The 18428-nt window shown below is 67.4% G+C and carries 18 protein-coding genes and 1 riboswitch; of the genes, 3 read left to right on the top strand and 15 right to left on the bottom strand.

The genetic code is table 11. The annotated features are described in order from the left end of the window. Positions 1-33 precede the first annotated feature (33 nt). Entirely contained in the window at positions 34-555 is a 522-nt protein-coding gene (locus IQ782_RS19430; protein WP_194136329.1) for a L,D-transpeptidase family protein, read from the bottom strand. A gap of 8 nt (positions 556-563) precedes the next feature. Continuing rightward, complete coding sequence (gene ribA, locus IQ782_RS19425) at positions 564-1655, bottom strand: GTP cyclohydrolase II (RefSeq protein ID WP_194136328.1); 1092 nt, start codon at positions 1653-1655, stop codon at positions 564-566. Between the two features lie 214 nt (positions 1656-1869). On the opposite strand from ribA, the gene IQ782_RS19420 reads away from it, so the two are divergent. Both IQ782_RS19420 and IQ782_RS19415 read left to right on the top strand, forming a co-directional pair. Further along, positions 1870-2556 (top strand): response regulator transcription factor, encoded by a 687-nt coding sequence (locus IQ782_RS19420; protein WP_095880623.1) that lies wholly within the window; start codon positions 1870-1872, stop codon positions 2554-2556. Positions 2557-3098: 542 nt separating this feature from the next. Beyond that, positions 3099-3887 carry a hypothetical protein gene (locus IQ782_RS19415; RefSeq protein ID WP_240989415.1) on the top strand — a complete coding sequence of 263 codons (789 nt, stop codon included), beginning with the start codon at positions 3099-3101 and terminating at the stop codon, positions 3885-3887. Between the two features lie 88 nt (positions 3888-3975). On the opposite strand, the gene pnp is transcribed toward IQ782_RS19415, so the two are convergent. The 4 genes from pnp to IQ782_RS19395 form a co-directional block, all read right to left on the bottom strand. Beyond that, positions 3976-6117 (bottom strand): polyribonucleotide nucleotidyltransferase, encoded by a 2142-nt coding sequence (gene pnp / locus IQ782_RS19410; RefSeq protein WP_194136327.1) that lies wholly within the window; start codon positions 6115-6117, stop codon positions 3976-3978. Between the two features lie 277 nt (positions 6118-6394). Then, complete coding sequence (gene rpsO / locus IQ782_RS19405; RefSeq protein ID WP_194136326.1) at positions 6395-6664, bottom strand: 30S ribosomal protein S15; 270 nt, start codon at positions 6662-6664, stop codon at positions 6395-6397. Positions 6665-6816: 152 nt separating this feature from the next. Then, on the bottom strand, positions 6817-7815 hold the full coding sequence (locus tag IQ782_RS19400) for a calcium-binding protein (RefSeq protein ID WP_194136325.1): 999 nt from the start codon (positions 7813-7815) through the stop codon (positions 6817-6819). 89 nt (positions 7816-7904) lie between these two features. Beyond that, a complete protein-coding gene (locus IQ782_RS19395; RefSeq protein ID WP_338092614.1) occupies positions 7905-8456 on the bottom strand; it encodes a DUF1643 domain-containing protein in 552 nt (183 codons plus the stop codon). A 65-nt stretch (positions 8457-8521) separates the two neighbouring features. On the opposite strand from IQ782_RS19395, the gene IQ782_RS19390 reads away from it, so the two are divergent. Then, positions 8522-9493: a threonine ammonia-lyase gene (locus IQ782_RS19390; RefSeq protein WP_194136324.1), complete on the top strand. Its 972-nt coding sequence runs from the start codon at positions 8522-8524 to the stop codon at positions 9491-9493. A gap of 101 nt (positions 9494-9594) precedes the next feature. On the opposite strand, the gene IQ782_RS19385 is transcribed toward IQ782_RS19390, so the two are convergent. The 9 genes from IQ782_RS19385 to lnt form a co-directional block, all read right to left on the bottom strand. After that, complete coding sequence (locus IQ782_RS19385) at positions 9595-9783, bottom strand: Trm112 family protein (RefSeq protein ID WP_194136323.1); 189 nt, start codon at positions 9781-9783, stop codon at positions 9595-9597. Then, on the bottom strand, positions 9780-10424 hold the full coding sequence (locus IQ782_RS19380) for an LON peptidase substrate-binding domain-containing protein (protein ID WP_194136322.1): 645 nt from the start codon (positions 10422-10424) through the stop codon (positions 9780-9782). The genes IQ782_RS19385 and IQ782_RS19380 overlap by 4 nt, the downstream gene beginning before the upstream one ends. Before the next feature lie 27 nt (positions 10425-10451). After that, on the bottom strand, positions 10452-11363 hold the full coding sequence (trxA, locus tag IQ782_RS19375) for a thioredoxin (protein ID WP_194136321.1): 912 nt from the start codon (positions 11361-11363) through the stop codon (positions 10452-10454). 83 nt (positions 11364-11446) lie between these two features. Beyond that, positions 11447-12178, bottom strand: a complete 732-nt coding sequence (locus IQ782_RS19370; protein WP_240989414.1) for an endonuclease/exonuclease/phosphatase family protein — start codon at positions 12176-12178, stop codon at positions 11447-11449. Positions 12179-12189: 11 nt separating this feature from the next. Further along, on the bottom strand, positions 12190-13608 hold the full coding sequence (gene cls / locus IQ782_RS19365; protein WP_194136320.1) for a cardiolipin synthase: 1419 nt from the start codon (positions 13606-13608) through the stop codon (positions 12190-12192). A 117-nt stretch (positions 13609-13725) separates the two neighbouring features. Further along, positions 13726-14514 (bottom strand): exodeoxyribonuclease III, encoded by a 789-nt coding sequence (locus IQ782_RS19360; protein WP_194136319.1) that lies wholly within the window; start codon positions 14512-14514, stop codon positions 13726-13728. Positions 14515-14582: 68 nt separating this feature from the next. After that, positions 14583-15485 (bottom strand): EamA family transporter, encoded by a 903-nt coding sequence (locus IQ782_RS19355; protein WP_194136318.1) that lies wholly within the window; start codon positions 15483-15485, stop codon positions 14583-14585. Between the two features lie 148 nt (positions 15486-15633). Further along, entirely contained in the window at positions 15634-16815 is a 1182-nt protein-coding gene (gene metK / locus IQ782_RS19350) for a methionine adenosyltransferase (protein ID WP_194136317.1), read from the bottom strand. Between the two features lie 3 nt (positions 16816-16818). Continuing rightward, positions 16819-16867: riboswitch (SAM-SAH riboswitch) on the bottom strand. 36 nt (positions 16868-16903) lie between these two features. Next, the gene (gene lnt, locus IQ782_RS19345; protein ID WP_338092613.1) at positions 16904-18391 is read right to left on the bottom strand and encodes an apolipoprotein N-acyltransferase; all 1488 of its coding nucleotides are present in this window, start codon (positions 18389-18391) and stop codon (positions 16904-16906) included. Positions 18392-18428: the final 37 nt, after the last annotated feature.

The raw sequence follows: 18428 nt of genomic DNA, 5'->3' as shown, positions 1-18428 counted from the left end.
CGGCTCGGCGGGTTCGGGCCGTGCCGCGCGCGCTCAGCCCGCGCGCCAGCCGTCCAACGGCACCGGCACCACCAGCCGCGCCCCCGGCTGCATCCGCCCGGCGATCTCGCGCAGGTCCGACGGCGCGAAGCCGACGCAGCCCGCGGTCGGATAGCCCGGACGCCGCCATTGGTGCAGGAAGATCGCCGAGCCGCGGCCGGGTTCGGCCTCGGGCCAGTTCCAGTCGGTGATCAGCACCAGGTCATAAAGCGGGTCGGCCCGGCGCAGCGTCTCGTGGCTCGGCGCGAAGGGCGCACGCACCAGCTGGTTGTAGGCAGCCGAGGCGCTGTCGTCGCACCAGAGGTCGCGCGGCCGGATCGGCTCGGCCCAGAAGGCGGGCCGCGCCATGCGGTCGGGCCGGTAGAGCATGGCGACCACCCGGTGCACGCCCACCGGAGTCGCGCCATCGCCCTCGCGCTTGCCGGCACGCACGCCACCGCGACCGATGACACAGGGCCATGTCCGCCCCGCGAAGCGCAGGCCGGCGCGGGTCAGCACCAGATCACCCGGCGACACCGCACCGCTCACAGCAGGTGCCCCGACTTCTCGGCCTTGGTGGCGAGGTAGCGCTCGTTGTAGGCGTTCAGCCCCACCTTCAGCGGCACCCGCTCGGCGACGCTGATGCCGCAGCGCTCCATCATTGCCATCTTGTTGGGGTTGTTGGTCAGCAGCCGCACCGCGCCGAAGCCCATCTTGCGCAGGATCTCGGCGCCAAGGCGGAAGTCGCGCTCGTCATCCTCGAAGCCCAGCCGGTGGTTTGCCTCGACCGTATCGAAGCCCTGGTCCTGCAAGGCGTAGGCGCGCATCTTGTTCGCGAGCCCGATGCCCCGCCCCTCCTGGTTGAGGTAGAGCAGAACGCCCGCCCCCTCCTCGCCCATCTGCGCCAGCGCGGCATTGAGCTGCGGGCCGCAATCGCATTTCAAAGACCCCAGGAGATCGCCGGTGAAACAGGCCGAATGCAGCCGCGAGAGCACCGGCTTGGAGCGGTCGGGGCGGCCTATCTCGATGGCGTAATGCTCATCCGAGCCGTCCTCGGGCCGGAAGATGTGCAGCCGGGCGTTCTGCGCCGCGCGCAGCGGCACCTTGGCCGAGACCACGTGGTCGAGCCGCGCCAGCGTCAGCATGTAGGGCCCCGCGGGGTCGGCCTCGACCACCGTCAGCATCTCGCCCCGCGCGAAAGCCTCTGCGTCGTCCAGTGGCAGGATCAGCGCCGCGGGCAGCAGCCGCGCCGACTTCACCAGGGTGATCGCCAGCCGGTGCAGCCCGGTATCGCCGCCGCGGCGCGTCGCCAGCGGACCCTTCATCGGCGCGGCCAGGTCATCCGCCGGATCGGCGATGGATTGCACCCACTGCAGCCCGGCATCGCCGGGCAGGATCACCCGTGCCAGGTCGCCGTCATAGGCCCGCGCCTTCAACGTCTCGGCCCGGCGCGCGGTGATCGCCAGGTCGAGCTCTCCGCCAAGCGCGCGCATCACGGCCAGCCGCGCCGCCGAGACCGTCTCGGCCGCCACCACCAGCGCACCGCCCTGCGCCGCCTTCAGGACCACCGGCACCCCCATGCGCAGGTCGGCACGGGCACGGGCGAGCAGTTCTCCGAGATCGGGCGCGAGGGACATCGGCGTCTTCCTGTCTTGGCCGCGGCAAACCGGGCGGATGGTACACCCGGACCAGCCAGCCCGGAAAGGCGCTGAAACAAAGCAGCTTCGTTCCTGTAACAAAAGCCTGCGCGCAACACGAGAGCGTGAGAACCCTGCAGCAAAACTTGTTTGTCCCCCCCTGCGCTTACATGTGGTCCAGCAAGACACGGACGGCGCTAAGACGGAGAGGCAGATGGCCCAGATCAAGAATATCCTGCTGGTGGACGACGACGACGACCTGCGCGAGGCGCTGGCCGAACAGCTGGTCATGACCGAGGATTTCGAAGTCTTCGAGGCCGAGACCGGCGCTGCAGCCATGGCGCGGGTGAAGGAACAGGTCTACGACCTGCTCATCCTCGACGTCGGTCTGCCCGACACCGACGGCCGCGAGCTTTGCAAGTTGATGCGCAAGCAGGGGGTCAAATCGCCGATCCTCATGCTTACCGGGCATGACACCGACGCCGACACGATTCTCGGCCTCGACGCGGGCGCGAACGACTATGTGACCAAGCCCTTCAAGTTCCCCGTGCTGCTGGCACGGATCCGCGCGCAGCTGCGCCAGCACGAGCAATCCGAGGATGCGGTCTTTACCGTCGGGCCTTACACGTTCAAGCCGTCGATGAAGCTCCTGGTGACCGAGGACGACCGCAAGATCCGCCTGACCGAGAAAGAAACGAACATCCTCAAGTTCCTCTACCGCTCGACCGAAGGCGTGGTCCCGCGCGAGATTCTGCTGCACGAGGTCTGGGGCTACAATGCGGGCGTGACAACCCACACGCTCGAAACCCACATCTACCGCCTGCGCCAGAAAATCGAGCCCGATCCTTCCAACGCCCGCATTTTGGTCACGGAATCCGGGGGTTATCGCCTCGTCGCCTGAAGAATCGGCGGAAATGTCACGTGATAGCGGTTTTTCGCCAATCAAAATCCGCTCGCCCATTGGTTGACACTGTACTTGGTGATACTCTGACCTAGCCTTTTGGATAGGTCTCCTGACCGAGGCACATTTTGAGTTCCCGTGGCATGTGCGGGTCATCACATGCACCTCCCTGTTGGACTGGGCCGGGCTTCGAGCCCGGCCTTTTTTTGACAGGCAGGCTGTCACGTTATGACCGGCAGGCCGCCACGTCACCCAAGCGCAGCGCGTGCAGAAGCCGCCGGAATGCGGGCGAAAGATGCTCGATTGCAAACTGCGTTCCGAACTCCGGCCATCCCAATCCGGGGCTCGGAACGCAAACAACCCGGTCGTCAGTTTCCGTGAGTGGTCGCACGACGGCTTGCTCTTTTGATCAGCGCCGAAAATCGTTAACAAACCGGAAACGAGGGGCGAGATTCTCCGTCCTCGCTGGCGCCCCTCCCCGATGCTTGCTCGTGCTGCAAGAGATGATAGAAGCCCGGCGCTCCGGCCGGAAAGGACCAAGCTTGACCGACACGCCACGACGTCTCGAACATCCCAACATGAATGCGCAGCTGCTGCATTGGTGGATGCGCGACTACGATCATGTCTTCGTAGTGCTCAACCCCTTCTTCCGCGTGCCCGGCTTCACGCCGGAGACCACCGCCTGGGGGCCGCTGCGCAGTGAGGCGACAACGCCGCAGGAACTGGAGGCGTTGCTCGAGAGCCTTGGCGGCCCGCAACCCGATCAGGCCCCGGAAGCGTTCGACGAGATCATCAAGACCACCGGCCAGCCGGTGCGCTGGGACATGATTGCGCAGGCACTTGGTGTCAGCGATTTCCGGCACTTTGCGCGCACGGTCTGGCTCTGGGTGATCGGGGCCGAGCCGCCGGACCTCGATGCCACGCTGGTCTCGAGGATCGCCCGCCATTGCCGCAACGAGGGCCTCTACAAGCCCGAGGAGGACTGGCTGCCGCTGGTGCTCGAACCGATGCTGGTGCCCTATCTGGAAGCGCTCGGCCTCGACGAGGTGACGCTCTGGGACGAGACCCGAACCTCGTCGCTCGACTGCCCGGTCGAAGCCTTCCACCGCGACGAGGCGCCGGTTGCCCTGATGGATGCGCCGATCTCGGCGATCTCGGCACCCGGTCTGCTGCTGAGCTGGTCACAGGACCAGGTGACCGGCCTGCTCGCGCTGACCGAGGAGATGCGCCAGAAAGCCGACCCGGCCCGCTTCCTCGAAGGCTTCTGGGCAGGCGCGGGCACCTCGTCACTGGTGCTGGACCAGCCGCGAACCCCTGCCCTGCTGCACTGATCCGGCCCCCGCTGACAACGCCCGATGCAAAACGCCCCGACCGAAAGGCCGGGGCGTTCGCTTTTTCAGAAGTGGCCGAGGCCGCGGATTACTCCGCGGTCTCTTCCTTCTTGTCCGCTGCCAGCTCTTCGCCGGTTTCCTGGTCGACCATCTTCATGGCGAGGCGCACCTTGCCGCGATCATCGAAGCCAAGCAGCTTCACGTAGACTTCCTGGCCTTCCTTCAGCACATCCGACGGATGGTTCAGGCGGCGGTTCTCGATCTGGCTGACGTGCACGAGGCCGTCGCGCTTGCCGAAGAAGTTCACGAAGGCGCCGAAGTCGACGATCTTCACGACCTTGCCCTTGTAGATCGAGCCCTCTTCCGGCTCCGCCACGATCGAGTAGATCATGTCGTAGGCCTTCTGGATGGCTTCACCGTTGGCCGAGGCGATCTTGATCACGCCATCGTCGTTGATGTCGACCTTGGCGCCCGACACTTCGACGATCTCGCGGATCACCTTGCCGCCCGAGCCGATCACTTCACGGATCTTGTCGGTCGGGATCTGCATGGTCTCGATGCGAGGTGCGTGGACCGAGAACTCACCGGCTTCGGTGAGCGCCTTGGCCATCTCGGCGAGGATGTGCATCCGGCCGTCCTTGGCCTGTGCCAGCGCCTGCTTCATGATCTCGGGGGTGATGCCCGCGACCTTGATGTCCATCTGCAGCGAGGTGATGCCGTTCTCGGTGCCTGCGACCTTGAAGTCCATGTCGCCGAGGTGGTCCTCGTCGCCGAGGATGTCGGTCAGCACCGCATACTCACCGTCGTCTTCCAGCACGAGGCCCATGGCCACACCGGCCACCGGCGCCTTCAGCGGAACACCCGCATCCATCATCGACAGCGAGCCGCCGCAGACGGAGGCCATCGAGGACGAGCCGTTGGATTCGGTGATCTCGGACACCACGCGGATGGTGTAGGGGAAGTCGGTCGGTGCGGGCAGCACGGCCTGCAGCGCGCGCCATGCCAGCTTGCCGTGGCCGATTTCACGGCGACCCGGCGAGCCAACGCGGCCCACTTCACCCACCGAGTACGGCGGGAAGTTGTAGTGCAGCAGGAAGTTCGAGCGGAAGTTGCCGTGCAGAGCGTCGATGATCTGCTCGTCGTCGCCGGTGCCGAGCGTGGTCACGACCAGCGCCTGGGTTTCACCGCGGGTGAACAGCGACGAGCCGTGGGTGCGCGGCAGGACCGAGGTTTCCGACACGATCGGACGAACCTGGTCGAGCGCGCGGCCGTCGATGCGGCGCTTGTTCTTCACCACGTCCGAACGCAGCACGACCGACTCGAGCTTCTTGATCGCCGAACCGAGGTTCGCGTCTTCGAGTTGCTCTTCGCTCAGCTGGGACTTGATCTCTTCCTTCGCGGCCGACACGGCGGCGACGCGCGCCTGCTTGTCGGTGATCGCGTAGGCGGCCTTCATCTTGGCTTCGCCAAGGCCCTTCACCACTTCGAACAGCTCCGAGTAGTCCGGTGCCTGGAAGTCGAAGGGCTCTTTCGCGGCGGATTCCGCCAGGTCGATGATCAGGTCGATGACCGGCTGGATCTGCGCGTGCGCGAAGGTCACGGCGCCCAGCATCTCGTCCTCGGTCAGCTCGTAGGCTTCCGATTCCACCATCATCACGGCGTCCTTGGTGCCGGCGACGACGAGGTCGAGACGCTGATCGGGGTTGTTGCGCAGCCCCTGCATGTCGTCGACGGTCGGGTTCAGCACGTAGTCGCCATCGGTGAAGCCGACGCGGCAGCCGGCGATCGGGCCCATGAAGGGCACGCCCGAGATGGTCAGCGCGGCCGAAGCGGCGATCATCGCCACGACGTCGGGGTCGTTGACCAGGTCGTGCGACAGCACGGTGCACATCACCAGCACTTCATGCTTGAAGCCGGGGACGAAGAGCGGACGGATCGGACGGTCGATCAGGCGTGCGGTCAGCGTCTCTTTCTCGGTCGGACGCGCCTCGCGCTTGAAGAAGCCACCGGGCACCTTGCCCGCGGCGTAGTATTTTTCCTGGTAGTGGACGGTCAGCGGGAAGAAATCCTGACCCGGCTTCGGTTCCTTGGCGAAGGTCACGTTGGCCATGACCGAGGTCTCGCCGAGGGTGGCGATGACGGTGCCGTCTGCCTGACGGGCAACCTTGCCGGTCTCGAGGGTGAGGGTTTCCTCGCCCCACTGCATGGATTTCGTCGTTACGTTGAACATGTAGCGTATCCTGTAAGGGAGCACTCCCGGCCCTCCGGGTCTCCCGTTTGCATGGCGGCCCCATTGCCGCCGCTCCCTATCCTCTTGCATGTGCCCGGGAGCCAGGGGCGTCACGTCTCAGATGGGGCGCGCATACAGGAGAATCCGGCTTTTGGGAAGCGATAAGCGTGGTCCGCCACGGCACAGGCCAGTGCGCGCCGGCGACTGCGCTCCGCACCGAAACGCAAAACGCCCGCTCCAGGGGAGCGGGCGTCGAGAATTCCGTATCCTGAGCGGATCAGCGGCGGATGCCGAGGCGCTGGATGAGGTCGGTGTAACGTGCCTCTTCCTTGCCCTTCAGGTAGTCCAGCAGCTTGCGGCGCTGAGCCACGAGCTTCAGAAGGCCACGACGCGAGTGGTTGTCCTTCTTGTGGGTCTTGAAGTGCTCGGTCAGGGTCGAGATGCGGCTGGTGAGGATGGCAACCTGAACTTCGGGCGAACCGGTGTCGCCTTCCTTGGTTGCGAATTCCTTCATCAGGCGGTTCTTTTCTTCAACGGTGATCGACATCGGGGTCTCCTTAAAGGTTAGAGGGATGGCTCAAGCCGGGATGTCGTCCAGCAGGGCCCTTGGAGAGCACCGGCCCGCATGGCCGGATGCGCGCGTATAGGGCGATTCAGCCCGAAAGGGAAGCCCGAAACGCGGGCGGTCCCGCCGCTGTCTCAGGCCGCGCCCGGCAGCCCGGCCAGCTGCGCATCGATCAGCGCGATCGCGTCGAGACCCGGCGCATCCGCGGTGGGCATCACCGCAAGCACCTCGCCATCGGCGCAGATCTCGGTCAGCCCCGGATCCTCCGCGCTGGCCCTCAGGTCCAGCACCGGCGGCACGCCGCCCGACCAGACCACCACCAGCTGGTCCTGCGCCGGATCGAAATCGGCCACATCCGCCACCTCGCCCCCCGGGTTCCAGTCGCCAAGAAAGAAGCTGTCCTGCCCGTCGCCGCCGCTGGCAAGATCGCCGCGCCCAACCCAGAGCATGTCGTCCCCCGCCCCGCCATTGAGGAAATCTTCGTCGTCCGCATCCGCGCCGGTCCGGTCCATCTCGACCCCTGACAGCACGTCATCCCCCGCCCCGCCGAACAGCGTGTCGGACCCGAGCCCCCCGATCAGCGTGTCGGCGCCCTCGCGCCCGAACAGCGCATCCTGCCCCGTGCCGCCGAGCAACAGATCGTCCCCGAGCCCACCCTGCGCCTCGTCGTCGCCCGATCCGCCGTCCAGGACGCCACCGCCGTCATGGGCGAAGAGCTGGTCGTCGCCGTTTCCGCCGTAGAGCGTGTCCCGGCCCTCGCCACCGTGCAGCGTGTCGTTGCCCGCGCCGCCCAGCACGCTGTCGTCACCACCCCCGCCGAGCAGCTCGTCGTCCCCCGCCCGCCCGTCTAGGACGTCCTCGCCCGCCCCGCCGTCCAGCATGTCGGTGAACGGCGTCCCCAGGAGCGTGTCGCCGAGCGCCGTGCCGGCCTCGATGCGGCCCGCCGTCTCCGCCACCGGAGCCTCTGCCGCCACCCCCTCCGGTTCCGGATCGAAACTCGTCGCAGGACCCTCGAGCGGCGCGTCCTCCGCCACATCCGTCCCCGCATCGGCGTCATCCTCCGCTTCGGGCATGGCAAAGACCGTCAGCGCGCCCAGCAGCGCCATGCCCATCATTCCGGCCAGCATCAGCATCGCAGCTCTCCAGGGTCAGCGAAGGCGCAATCCTGCCGCGCACGCGCCCCGGTAACCAAGGCCAATCCCCGTGCAAGGTTAACCAGCCGCTAGGCCGCACCCTCGCGGCGCCAAAGGCGCGGCTGCGCGCGGTAGGGCACATAGAGCGGGTGGCGCGGGTGACCGCCCTTGGTCAGGCCGAGCACATGCAGCGGTCCGGTCAGCCGCGCCGTGACCTCCGCGCCGCGACCCAGATGCGCGCCATGCAGACCCCAGCCCACCAGCGTCATTGCGGCCTCGCCGTGCCAGCGCAGCAGCAGCGGATCGTTCTCCGGCCCCACCGGTGCCTCGGCGCGGCGCAGGTCCGCGGGTGTGGGCGCGCGGAAGGCAAAGAGATTTGCGATGCGCATACCGCCGAACCCCAGCGCCTGCGCCCGGCGCTGGCACCGCGCGATCGTCGGATCATTGCGGCGCTCGTCGGCGCGCGCCGGGTTGAGCATGATCCAGAGCAGCAGCGGCCCCGGCGCGTCCTGCCAGACCCGTTCGAGCCCGTAGCGGTAGGTCCCGCAGGGCGAATAGAGTGCCCGCGAGCGCATCCCCTCCTGCGCGTGCCGCCGTTCGATCATGGCACCCATCTCGCCGCCGCCGGAGCGGCTTGGCAAGCCCGTTGACACTGCCTCCGCGCGGGAACAGGGTCTGGCCAAGATCGCAAAGCCGAGGACATTCCATGGACATCACCCGTATCGAGGCCGCCGCCGAGCGGCTGCAAGGCCACGCCCGCCGCACGCCGCTGCTTTCCTCGCCTTTCCTCGACGAGATCGCCGGACGCCGCCTTCTGGTGAAGGCCGAATGCCTGCAACACACCGGCAGCTTCAAGTTCCGTGGCGCCTGGTCGGCGCTGTCGGCGCTCGCCCCCGCGGTCCGCGCCAAGGGGATCATCGCCTTCTCATCGGGCAACCACGCGCAGGGCATCGCCGCCGCGGCGCGGGGCTTCGGCGTGCCCGCGGTGATCATCATGCCCGCCGACGCGCCCGCCGCGAAGATCGCCGGCACGAAGGGTCTTGGCGGCGAGGTCGTGCTCTACGACCGCGAGACGGAAGACCGCGACGCGCTCGGCGCCAAGCTTGCTGCCGAACGCGGCCTGACGCTGGTCAAACCCTTCGACGAGCCCGAGGTGATCGCCGGCCAGGGCACCTGTGGTCTGGAGATCGCCGCGCAGGCCGCCGAGGCCGGCGTGACCGAGGCGGACGTGATCGTCTGCTGCGGTGGCGGCGGGCTGACCTCGGGCATCGCGCTGGCACTGGAGGCCAAGGCGCCGGGTCTGCGCGTCCGCCCGGCCGAGCCCGAGGGCTTCGACGACGTGAAACGCTCGCTTGCCACGGGCAGCATCCAGCGCAACGCCGCGCTCGGCGGCAATATCTGCGACGCCATCGTCACGCCGCAGCCGGGCAATATCACCTTCCCGATCATGTCCCGGCTCTGCGGTCCGGGCCTCGCCGTCTCGGAGGAAGAGGCGCTGAAGGCCATCCAGCTCGCCGCGCGCCACCTGAAGATCGTCGCCGAACCCGGCGGCGCGGTGGCACTGGCCGCGGCGCTGTTCCGCAAGGACGAGATCGCGGGCGACGCGGTGATCTGCACCGTCTCGGGCGGCAACGTCGACCCGGCGATCCTCGCCCGCGCCCTGGCGCTCGAAATCTGAGCCCCGGCCAGGACAAAGGCGCGGCCCATCCGGACCGCGCCTGTCTTCTCTTTCAAAATACGCCGGGGAGCGCGAGGGGCTGGCCCCTCGCCCCGCTCCGCTCAGGCGTCGAGGCGCCGCGCCTCGTCGATCAGCATCACCGGGATACCGTCGCGGATCGGAAAGGCCAGGCCCGCGCTCTTGCTGACCAGCTCCTGCCGCTCGGCATCGTATTCCAGCACCGCATGGGTCACCGGGCACACCAATGCCTCGAGCATGTGGCGGTCGAAGGAAATTGTTTCTTCGGTCATTGGATCAGGTCCTCTTCTCCGCCGCGCAGGGCGAACTCGATCAATGTCACCAGCGTCTCGCGGCGCGAGCCCAGGCGCGGCGCTTCCAGCAGCGCCTGTTTTTCCTCGGGCGCGAAATCCAGCAGCATCGAAAGCGAGTTGATCAGCAGCTCGTCCTCGGCGTCCTTCAGCGTGTCCCAGTCGGCGGACAGGCCGCGCGCGTCGAAATAGCGGTCCAGAAGACGCAGGAAGGCGCCCCGGTCGAAGCTCTCGTCGCTGTCGGCATGGGGATCAAGATCGTGCTCGAAGCCGCTCCAGCTCACCTTGCAGCGCCGGTAGGGGGTGAAGCCGTCCACCTCGTCCATCACGCGATAGCGCGACAGGCCCGAGAGGGTGATCATGTAGCGCCCGTCCTCGGTCTCCGAGAACTGGGTGATCCGCCCGGCGCAGCCGATACGCTGAAGCGACGGCCGGGTATCCGAGCCGTTGCCCGCGGGTTGCACCATGCCGATCAGCCGCGCATCGCTTTTCAACGCATCGTCGAGCATCGCCAGATAGCGCGGCTCGAAGATGTGCAGCGGCAGCCGCGAGCGCGGCAGCAGCAGCGCTCCGGGAAGCGGAAACACCGGGATCGTGCCCGGAAGATCGGTTCGTCTCACCATGACCTGCCAGCTAGGGCGCATCGGCGTTCAGGCAAATATCATCGAGCTGAGTCTGCGCCGCCCATTCAGCACCACCGGATCGTTCGGCTTGAGCGCGTCGAAGATGGTGAAGAGCTGGGTCTTGGCCGCGCTGTCGTTCCACTCGCGATCGCGGCGGAAGATGTCGAGCAGTTGGTCCACGGCGGCCTCGGTCTGGCCATTGGCATGCAGCGCCTGCGCCAGGTCGAACCGCGCCTGCAGGTTGGTCGGCTCCGCCTCGACCTTGGCACTCAGCTCGGCCAGCGGGCCGGCGCTGCTGGCCTGCTTCGCGAGTTCGATCTTGGCATGGGCCGCTTCCAGTTCGGGCGCCTTCGAGATCTCGGCCGGGGCGCCGTTCAGCACCGCCTCGGCCTGCTCGATCTCGCCGAGGGCCAGGTAGCAGGACACCAGCCCGGCAAAGCACTTGGCGTTCTTGGGATCTTCTTCGAGCACCGCCGCGAAGACCTGCGCCGCATCGGCGGCGGCGCCCTGCTCGAGCATCTCTTCTGCGGTGGCCACCGCCTCGTCGAGCCCGCCCGAGGCGTCGCCGCCCGAAGCCTGGACAACGCGGTCGATGAACGCCTTCAGCTCGGAGGCAGGCAGCGCCCCCTGGAAACCGTCGATCGGCTGGCCCTTGTAGAAGGCATAGACCGTCGGGATCGACTGGATGCGCAGCTGACCGGCGATCATCTGCGCCTCGTCGACGTTGACCTTGGCCATCTTGACCGCGCCGCGCGCCTCGGTCACCGCCGCCTCAAGGGCCGGTCCGAGCTGCTTGCACGGGCCGCACCAGGGCGCCCAGAAATCGACGATGACCGGCACGTCCTGCGAGGCATCCACCACCTCGGCCATGAAGTCGGCTTCGCTGACGTCCTTGATGAGATCGCCCTTGGGGGCCTCTGTCTTGCCCAGTTCCAGCATGTTGTCCTCCGCTGCGGCGGTTAGCTTGGCGTGTTACATGGCGTATGGCCTGCCGCGATGCAAGGCCACCGCGGCGGCGGGTCTCATCCCCGTCGCGAGAGCTGCGCCCAGATCGGCAGGTGATCCGAGGCGCGCCGCGCCGCACCTCCCTCCTCTACCCCGGCATCATCGAGCGCCAGCGCGCTGCCATAGGCGATCCCGTCAAGCGCCACGAAGGGGCGCGAGGCATGGTAGCTGCGCCCCGGCAGGGTGAGCGTGAAGTCCCGTTCCCAAGGTTCGTAGCCGCGCACATCGGACCATTCGTTGAAATCGCCGAAGATCGCCGCCTCGGCGCGCAGTTCACCCAGTTGTTCGCGGATTTCGGTCATCTGCTTGAGACGGTAGCGGCGGAGCAGCCCGAGATGCGCGCCGACCACGTTGACCCCCTCGACCCGCGCCATGACCGCCCCGCGCGGCTCCAGCCCCGGCAGTTCGAAACGGCGGATTTCGGTCACCGCAAATCCCTTTCGAACGAAGATAGCATTGCCGTGCCATCCGAGGCTGACATCGTTGCGGGCAAGATTGACCACCTCGTAGTCGGTCTCCTGCGCGATCAGGAAGCGCGGAATGGCGGCGGGGCGCGGGCCGAGCCTGAGGTCGGCTTCCTGCAAGACCACGACGTCGGCGCCGATCTGGTTCAGCACGTGCAGGATGCGCGCCGGGTCACGGCGGCGGTCGATGCCCATGGCCTTGCGGATGTTGTAGCTGGCGACCTTCAGCGCCGCCTTCGGCGATGCGGTGGTGGCCGGTTCGGGCGCAGTCGATACAGAGGACATGGCAGGCACCTTCACAGGATCGGGGCCAGCAGCCGCGCAAGGGGCGCGGCGGCGCGGACCCACAATGGATGCGCACTCAGCGGCTTGTCCATCTTGTAAGCCCTGGTGAAATCGGCCTCCAGCATCTTCGCCACCCGCGACGCGAAGCCGCGGTCGAAAATCACTGCCATTGTCTCGAAATTGAGCCGGAAAGAGCGGTTGTCGAGATTGGCCGAGCCCACGGCGGCCAGGTCGTCATCCACCAGCATCACCTTCTGGTGCACGAAGCCGCCTTCGTAGCGCAGCACTTCGACCCCCGCCGCGCGCACTTCGTCGAAAAAGGCATGGGCCGCGAGCCAGGGCAGGTAGTGGTCGATCGTGTCGGGCACCAGGACCTTCACGTCGCAGCCGCGCAGCGCCGCGCTGACAAGCGCCGAAAGCACGTCCTGGTCCGGCACGAAATAGGGTGTAGCGATCCACACCCGCGCGCGCGCTTCTGCCAGCGCCGAGATGAAGAACAGCGCGCCCGTGTCCATGTCGTCAGCGGGCCCCGAGGGCAATACCAGGCCCGAGAGGTTCGCCTCGGCGCTCTCGGGCCGCCAGTTCAGCCCGCTGCCGATGCTCTCGCCCGTTGCCCAGTGCCAGTCCTCGGCGAAGACCAGCTGGAGCTGCGCCACCATCGGGCCACGCAGGTGCAGGTGGGTGTCGCGCCAGGGACCGAAGGTCGGATTCTTGCCAAGGTAGTCGTCCTTGACGTTGTGCCCGCCGATGAAGCCTTCCTCGCCATCGATGATCACCGTCTTGCGGTGGTTGCGGAAATTGATCTGGAAACGCGAGGTCGGGCCGGGCGCATTGGCGGGGTCCACGACCTCGACGCCGGCGTCGCGCAGCGCCTTCAGGTAATGCGCCGGCAGCCCGTAGCTGCCCACACCGTCAAAGATCAACCGGACCAGCACGCCGCGCTCCGCCGCCGCGATCATCCGCGCGGCCATGTCGTTGCCGACGCCGTCCTCGGCGATGGTATAGAATTGCACCAGAAGGTAGTGTTCTGCCCGGTCCATCGCTGCGAAGACCGCATCAAAGGTCGCGCGGCCATCCACCAGCAGCTCGGCTGAATTGCCTCCGACCGCAGGCATCGCCGCCAGGCGCTCGAAGGCGCGGTAGCGCCGGGAACCGGGATCGGCGGGCGGGTAGTCGGCGCAGAAGGCATCCATCTCGCGGCGCACCAGGCGGCTGCTGCGCCGGGTGACCCGGTAGCCCTTCAGCTTGTGCTGGCCCAAAATGAGATAGGCTGGCAGCGCAAACCAGGGGGCCGCCAAAAGGAACACCGTCCAGGCCGCCGCGCCCTGTGGCGTTCGGGCGGTCGAGATGGCGCGCCAGACGGCGAAAGCCACCGTGAGGGACAGGACAACCGCCAGCAGGACGGCGAAGATGGTGGTGTTCGAGCCCATGCACGGCGCTCCAAGGTTGCGGCCGGAAACCATGTCCGGGTCCCGCCTCAACCAGAGCGCATCGCGGATTGTTCCGCAAGCGCCCGGACTTGTGTCACCTCCGGGCGCTGCGATGGCTCAGAGGTCGAAGCTGGCGAAGACCGGCACGTGGTCCGAGGGCTTCTCCCAGCCGCGCGCGTCGCGCAGGATGCGCGAGCCGTGCCCGGCGTTCGAGATGTCGGGCGTTGCCCAGACGTGGTCCAGCCGCCGCCCCTTGTCCGCCGCGTCCCAGTCACGGGCGCGATAGGACCACCACGAGTAGAGCAGCCCCTCGGGGATATCCTGCCGGGTGATGTCGACCCAGCCACCCGCCTCCTGCGCCTGCGCCAGATGCTCGACCTCGATCGGCGTGTGCGAGACGATCTTCAGCAGCTTCTTGTGGCTCCAGACGTCATCCTCGCGCGGGGCGATGTTGAGGTCGCCGACGAGGATCGCCTTCTCGGGCTTCTCGGCGTGGAACCAGTCGCGCATCTCGGTGAGGTAGTCGAGCTTCTGGCCGAACTTCTCGTTGATCTCGCGATCGGGCTCGTCACCGCCGGCCGGCACGTAGAAGTTGTGGATGGTGACGCCGTTCTCGAGCTTGGCCGCGACGTGGCGGGCATGGCCGAGCGTGGCGAAATCCTGGTCTCCGGCGTCCAGCAGCGGCAGCTTCGACAGGATGGCGACACCGTTGTAGCCCTTCTGCCCACGCGCCACGATGTGGTGGTAGCCGAGCGCCGCGAACTGCTCGAGCGGGATCTTGTCGACCGGGCTCTTGGTCTCCTGCAGGCACAGCACGTCCGGCCCCTGCTCGGCGAGCAGCTTGAGGACGATGGGCTCGCGCAGGCGGACCGAGTTGATGTTCCAGGTGGCAAGGGTGAAGGACATGGGGCGGGCTCCTTTTCTGGCGCGGAAAATGTCAGCCCGCCGTCCCGCGCGCAACCCGGAACCCGCGCTCAGAGCACCAGGACGAGGATCAGCACCGACAGGCACAGAAAGCCGATGCCGGTGAGTTCGCGGCGGGTGATGCTTTCCTTGAAGACCAGCACCGAGGCCATGAGCGAGAAGATCAGCTCGACCTGCCCCAGCGCCTGCACGTAGGCGGCGGTTTGCAGGGTGAAGGCGGTGAACCATGACAGGCTTCCGGCCATCGAGGTGAGACCGAGCCAGATCGCGGTGCGCCGCGCCTGCCAGACCGCGCTGATCTGTCCCGGCTCGAAGAGCCGCAGCCAGAGCGCCATGCCGAGCGCCTGCGACAGCACCACGCAGACCAGCGTCACCCCGGCGCGCAGGAACGGCGCATCCGAGGCGATCTCGAGCGAGGCGCCGCGGTAGCCGACACCGGAGATGGCGAAGAAGAACCCCGAGGCAAGGCCGAGCGCCACGGCCCGGCTGCCCATGCGGCGCAGCCAGTTGCCGGACAGTCCCGGAGTGTCCGACAGCAGGAGCACCCCGACGAGGCCCACCAGGATTGCCCCCCAGCCCGCCGCGGAGATGGTCTCGCCCAGAACGGCAAGGCCGACCAGCGCGGTCTGGATCACCTCTGTCTTCTTGAAGGTGATGCCCACCGCGAAATTGCGCTGCCGGAACAATGCCACGACGAAGACCGTGGCAAGGATCTGCCCCAGCGCGCCGAAAAGCGCATAGGCCCAGAAGACCACGCCAAGCTGCGGCCAGTCTTGCCCCGTGGCGATCAGGTAGCCGCCGACCACCAGCACGGCGGCAGGGGCGGCATAGGCAAAGCGCGCGAAGGTCGAGGAGGTTGCCGTCAGCCCGCCCGTGCTCAGGACCTTGTGCAGCATGAAGCGCAAGGTCTGGAAGAAGGCAGCGCAAAGGGTGACGACAATCCACAAATCCATGCCAGTGCCAATGGCACGCGGCTGGAAGATTGACCATAGGTTACAAGACAAAAGCGCAGCGGGCCGGAGGTGTCCCCCGGCCCGCCCAACCCTTTGCCAAATTCGGTCGACCGAATTTGCAAGTCCCTTCGAAGGGACTTGCCCGGCCTCAGAGCGCGCGCTTCAGTGCCTCGGCAAGGTCGGTGCGCTCCCAGGAGAAGCCGCCGTCCGCCTCCGGCGCGCGGCCGAAGTGGCCATAGGCCGCGGTGCGCTGGTAGATCGGCTTGTTCAGCTCGAGATGCGTGCGGATGCCGCGCGGCGTCAGATCCATGGCCTTGGGGATCGCGCGTTCGATCGCCTCGGCATCGGCATCACCGGTGCCATGGGTGTCGACGTAGATCGACAGCGGCTTGGCCACGCCGATGGCATAGGACAGCTGCACGGTGCAGCGCTCTGCCAGCCCCGCCGCGACGACGTTCTTGGCAAGATAGCGCGCGGCATAGGCGGCGGAACGGTCGACCTTGCTGGGGTCCTTGCCCGAGAAGGCACCGCCGCCGTGCGGGGCCGCACCGCCGTAGGTGTCGACGATGATCTTGCGCCCGGTCAGGCCCGCGTCGCCATCCGGCCCGCCGATCACGAAGGTGCCGGTGGGGTTCACCCACCATTCGGTCTCGGGGGAGATCCAGCCTTCGGGCAGGGTCGCGCGGATGTAGGGTTCGACGATGGCGCGGATGTCATCCGAGGTCTGGCCCTCGTCGGTGTGCTGCGTCGACAGCACGATCGAGGTCACCCCGACCGGCTTGCCGCCCTCGTAGCGCACCGAGATCTGCGACTTGGCATCCGGTCCCAGCATCGGCTCGACCCCCGACTTGCGCACCTCGGCGAGCTTCTTGAGCACCGCGTGCGAGTAGAGGATCGGCGCCGGCATCAGCTCGGGCGTCTCGTTGGTCGCGTAGCCGAACATGATACCCTGGTCGCCCGCACCCTCGTCGCGGTTGCCCGCGCCGGTGACGCCCTGAGCGATATGCGCCGACTGTTCGTGCAGCAGGTTGGTGACCTCGCAGGTGGCGTGGTGGAACTTGTCCTGCTCGTAGCCGATGTCCTTGATGCAGGCGCGCGCGATCTCAGGGATGCGCTCCATGTACTCATGCAGCTTGTCCTGGTCGGTCAGCCCGATCTCGCCGCCGATCACCACGCGATTGGTGGTGGCGAAGGTCTCGCAGGCGACCCGTGCCAACGGGTCCTCGGCCAGAAGCGCATCGAGCACGGCGTCGGATATGCGGTCGCACACCTTGTCCGGGTGTCCCTCGGAAACGGATTCCGAGGTGAAGATATAGTTTTGTCGGGACATAATTGCTCCATTGGGTACCAGCTGTCACGCCAGGAAGCCGTTGTGACAGGGATATGAAACTTCTCGCTACGCGCCAAAGATTGCGGCGTCAATCGGTTTTGCGGCGGTGCGGCACGAAGGCCAGCACCATGAGCAGCGCCAGCAGCGCGAGAAGGGGCAGGTCACCGGTGCGGCTGTAGAGGGTCACGCGCAGCGGCGGCGGCAGCTGGGCGTCGATGAACCCGGCCTCGTTCAACGGCAGCGCCTTGAGCACCCGCCCCGCCCCGTCGATCACCGCCGAGACGCCGGTATTGGCCGCGCGCAGCAGCGGCAGTCCCTGCTCGATGGCCCGGATCCGCGCCTGTGCGAGATGCTGGTAGGGGCCCGAGAAGTTGCCGAACCAGGCGTCGTTGGTGATCTGAAGCAGCAGGTCGGGTCGCGCGGCGGCGCGCAGGTCCTGCGGAAAGACCGCCTCGTAGCAGATCAGCGGCAGCGCGAAGCCGATCTCACCGCCCAGATCGACGAGCTGCGCGCCCGGCCCGGCGGAATAGCCGCCCTCGGCCCGCGCGGCGATGCCGCTGACGTTGATGTGGCGGAACAGCTCCTTGAAGGGCATGTACTCGCCGAAGGGAACGAGGTGGTGCTTGTCATAGACCGCTTCAACCTTCGGTCCCTGGGTGACCAGCGCCAGCGAGTTGTAATAGTCGTACCCCTCGCTGCGCTGAATACCGAGCACCACCCGGCCCGGCAGCGCGGCATCGGTGATCACCCGCAATTCGGCCTCGGCGTTCTCGAGCAGACGCGGCACGGCGGTCTCGGGCCAGACGATCAGCTCGGGGCGCGGCAGCCCGTCCTGCGCCGGAGCGGCGGTGAACTCGACCTGGCGATCGAAGAAGAGCGGGACAAAGCCCCGGTCCCATTTCTGCGTCTGCGGCGCGTTGGGCTGCACGAGACGCACCACCGGGCGACCGTCGAGGTCCTGCAGGGGCGGCAGCATCTGCGCCCCGCCCCAGAGCAGCCCGCCCAGAAGCATCATGCCCGCCGCGCCGGAGCGCCAGCCGCCGCGCAGCGCGGAGGCGAGCAGCGCCGCCAGCGCCAATGTGACCAGCGTCAGCCCGTAAGAGCCCGTCCAGCCAACCCATTGAATCGCCTGTGTCGGCTCCCAGAGGTAGCCGACGAGCGCCCAAGGAAAGCCGGTGAAGAGGTAGCCGCGGGCCAGTTCCGCCAGCGCCCAGGCGGCCACCAGCGCGAAGAGCTTCGCGCGCGGGGCCTGCGCCGCGCCCCAGAAGGCCAGCGCCCAGAACAGCGCCAGCCCTGCCGCCATGAGGACCAGCGCGAAGGGCGCCATCCAGGCGGTCACCGCGGCATCAACCTGAAACGGTTCGGTGAGCCAGTTCAGCGCGAGGCCGAAATAGCCGGTGCCCATGCCCCAGCCGACCACCAGCGCGGCGCGCGAGCCGCGCTGGATCGAGAACAGCGCCATCGACAGGACCAGCCCGGCGAGGGCGAGGTACCACAGGTTCCACGGTGCCTGCCCGAGCGCCATGAGCCCGCCGCACAGCAGCGCGGGCAGCACGCGGGCGCGGCCGGTCAGCACGCGACGGACTCGCGACTCGCCGGTCGGTGCGGACACC

The organism is Salipiger mangrovisoli (assembly GCF_015223355.1).
In the GTDB taxonomy this organism is placed as follows: Bacteria; Pseudomonadota; Alphaproteobacteria; order Rhodobacterales; family Rhodobacteraceae; genus Salipiger; species Salipiger mangrovisoli.
Note: the sequence above shows the minus strand (reverse complement) of the source record. Positions and strands in the feature narration are given on the sequence as shown.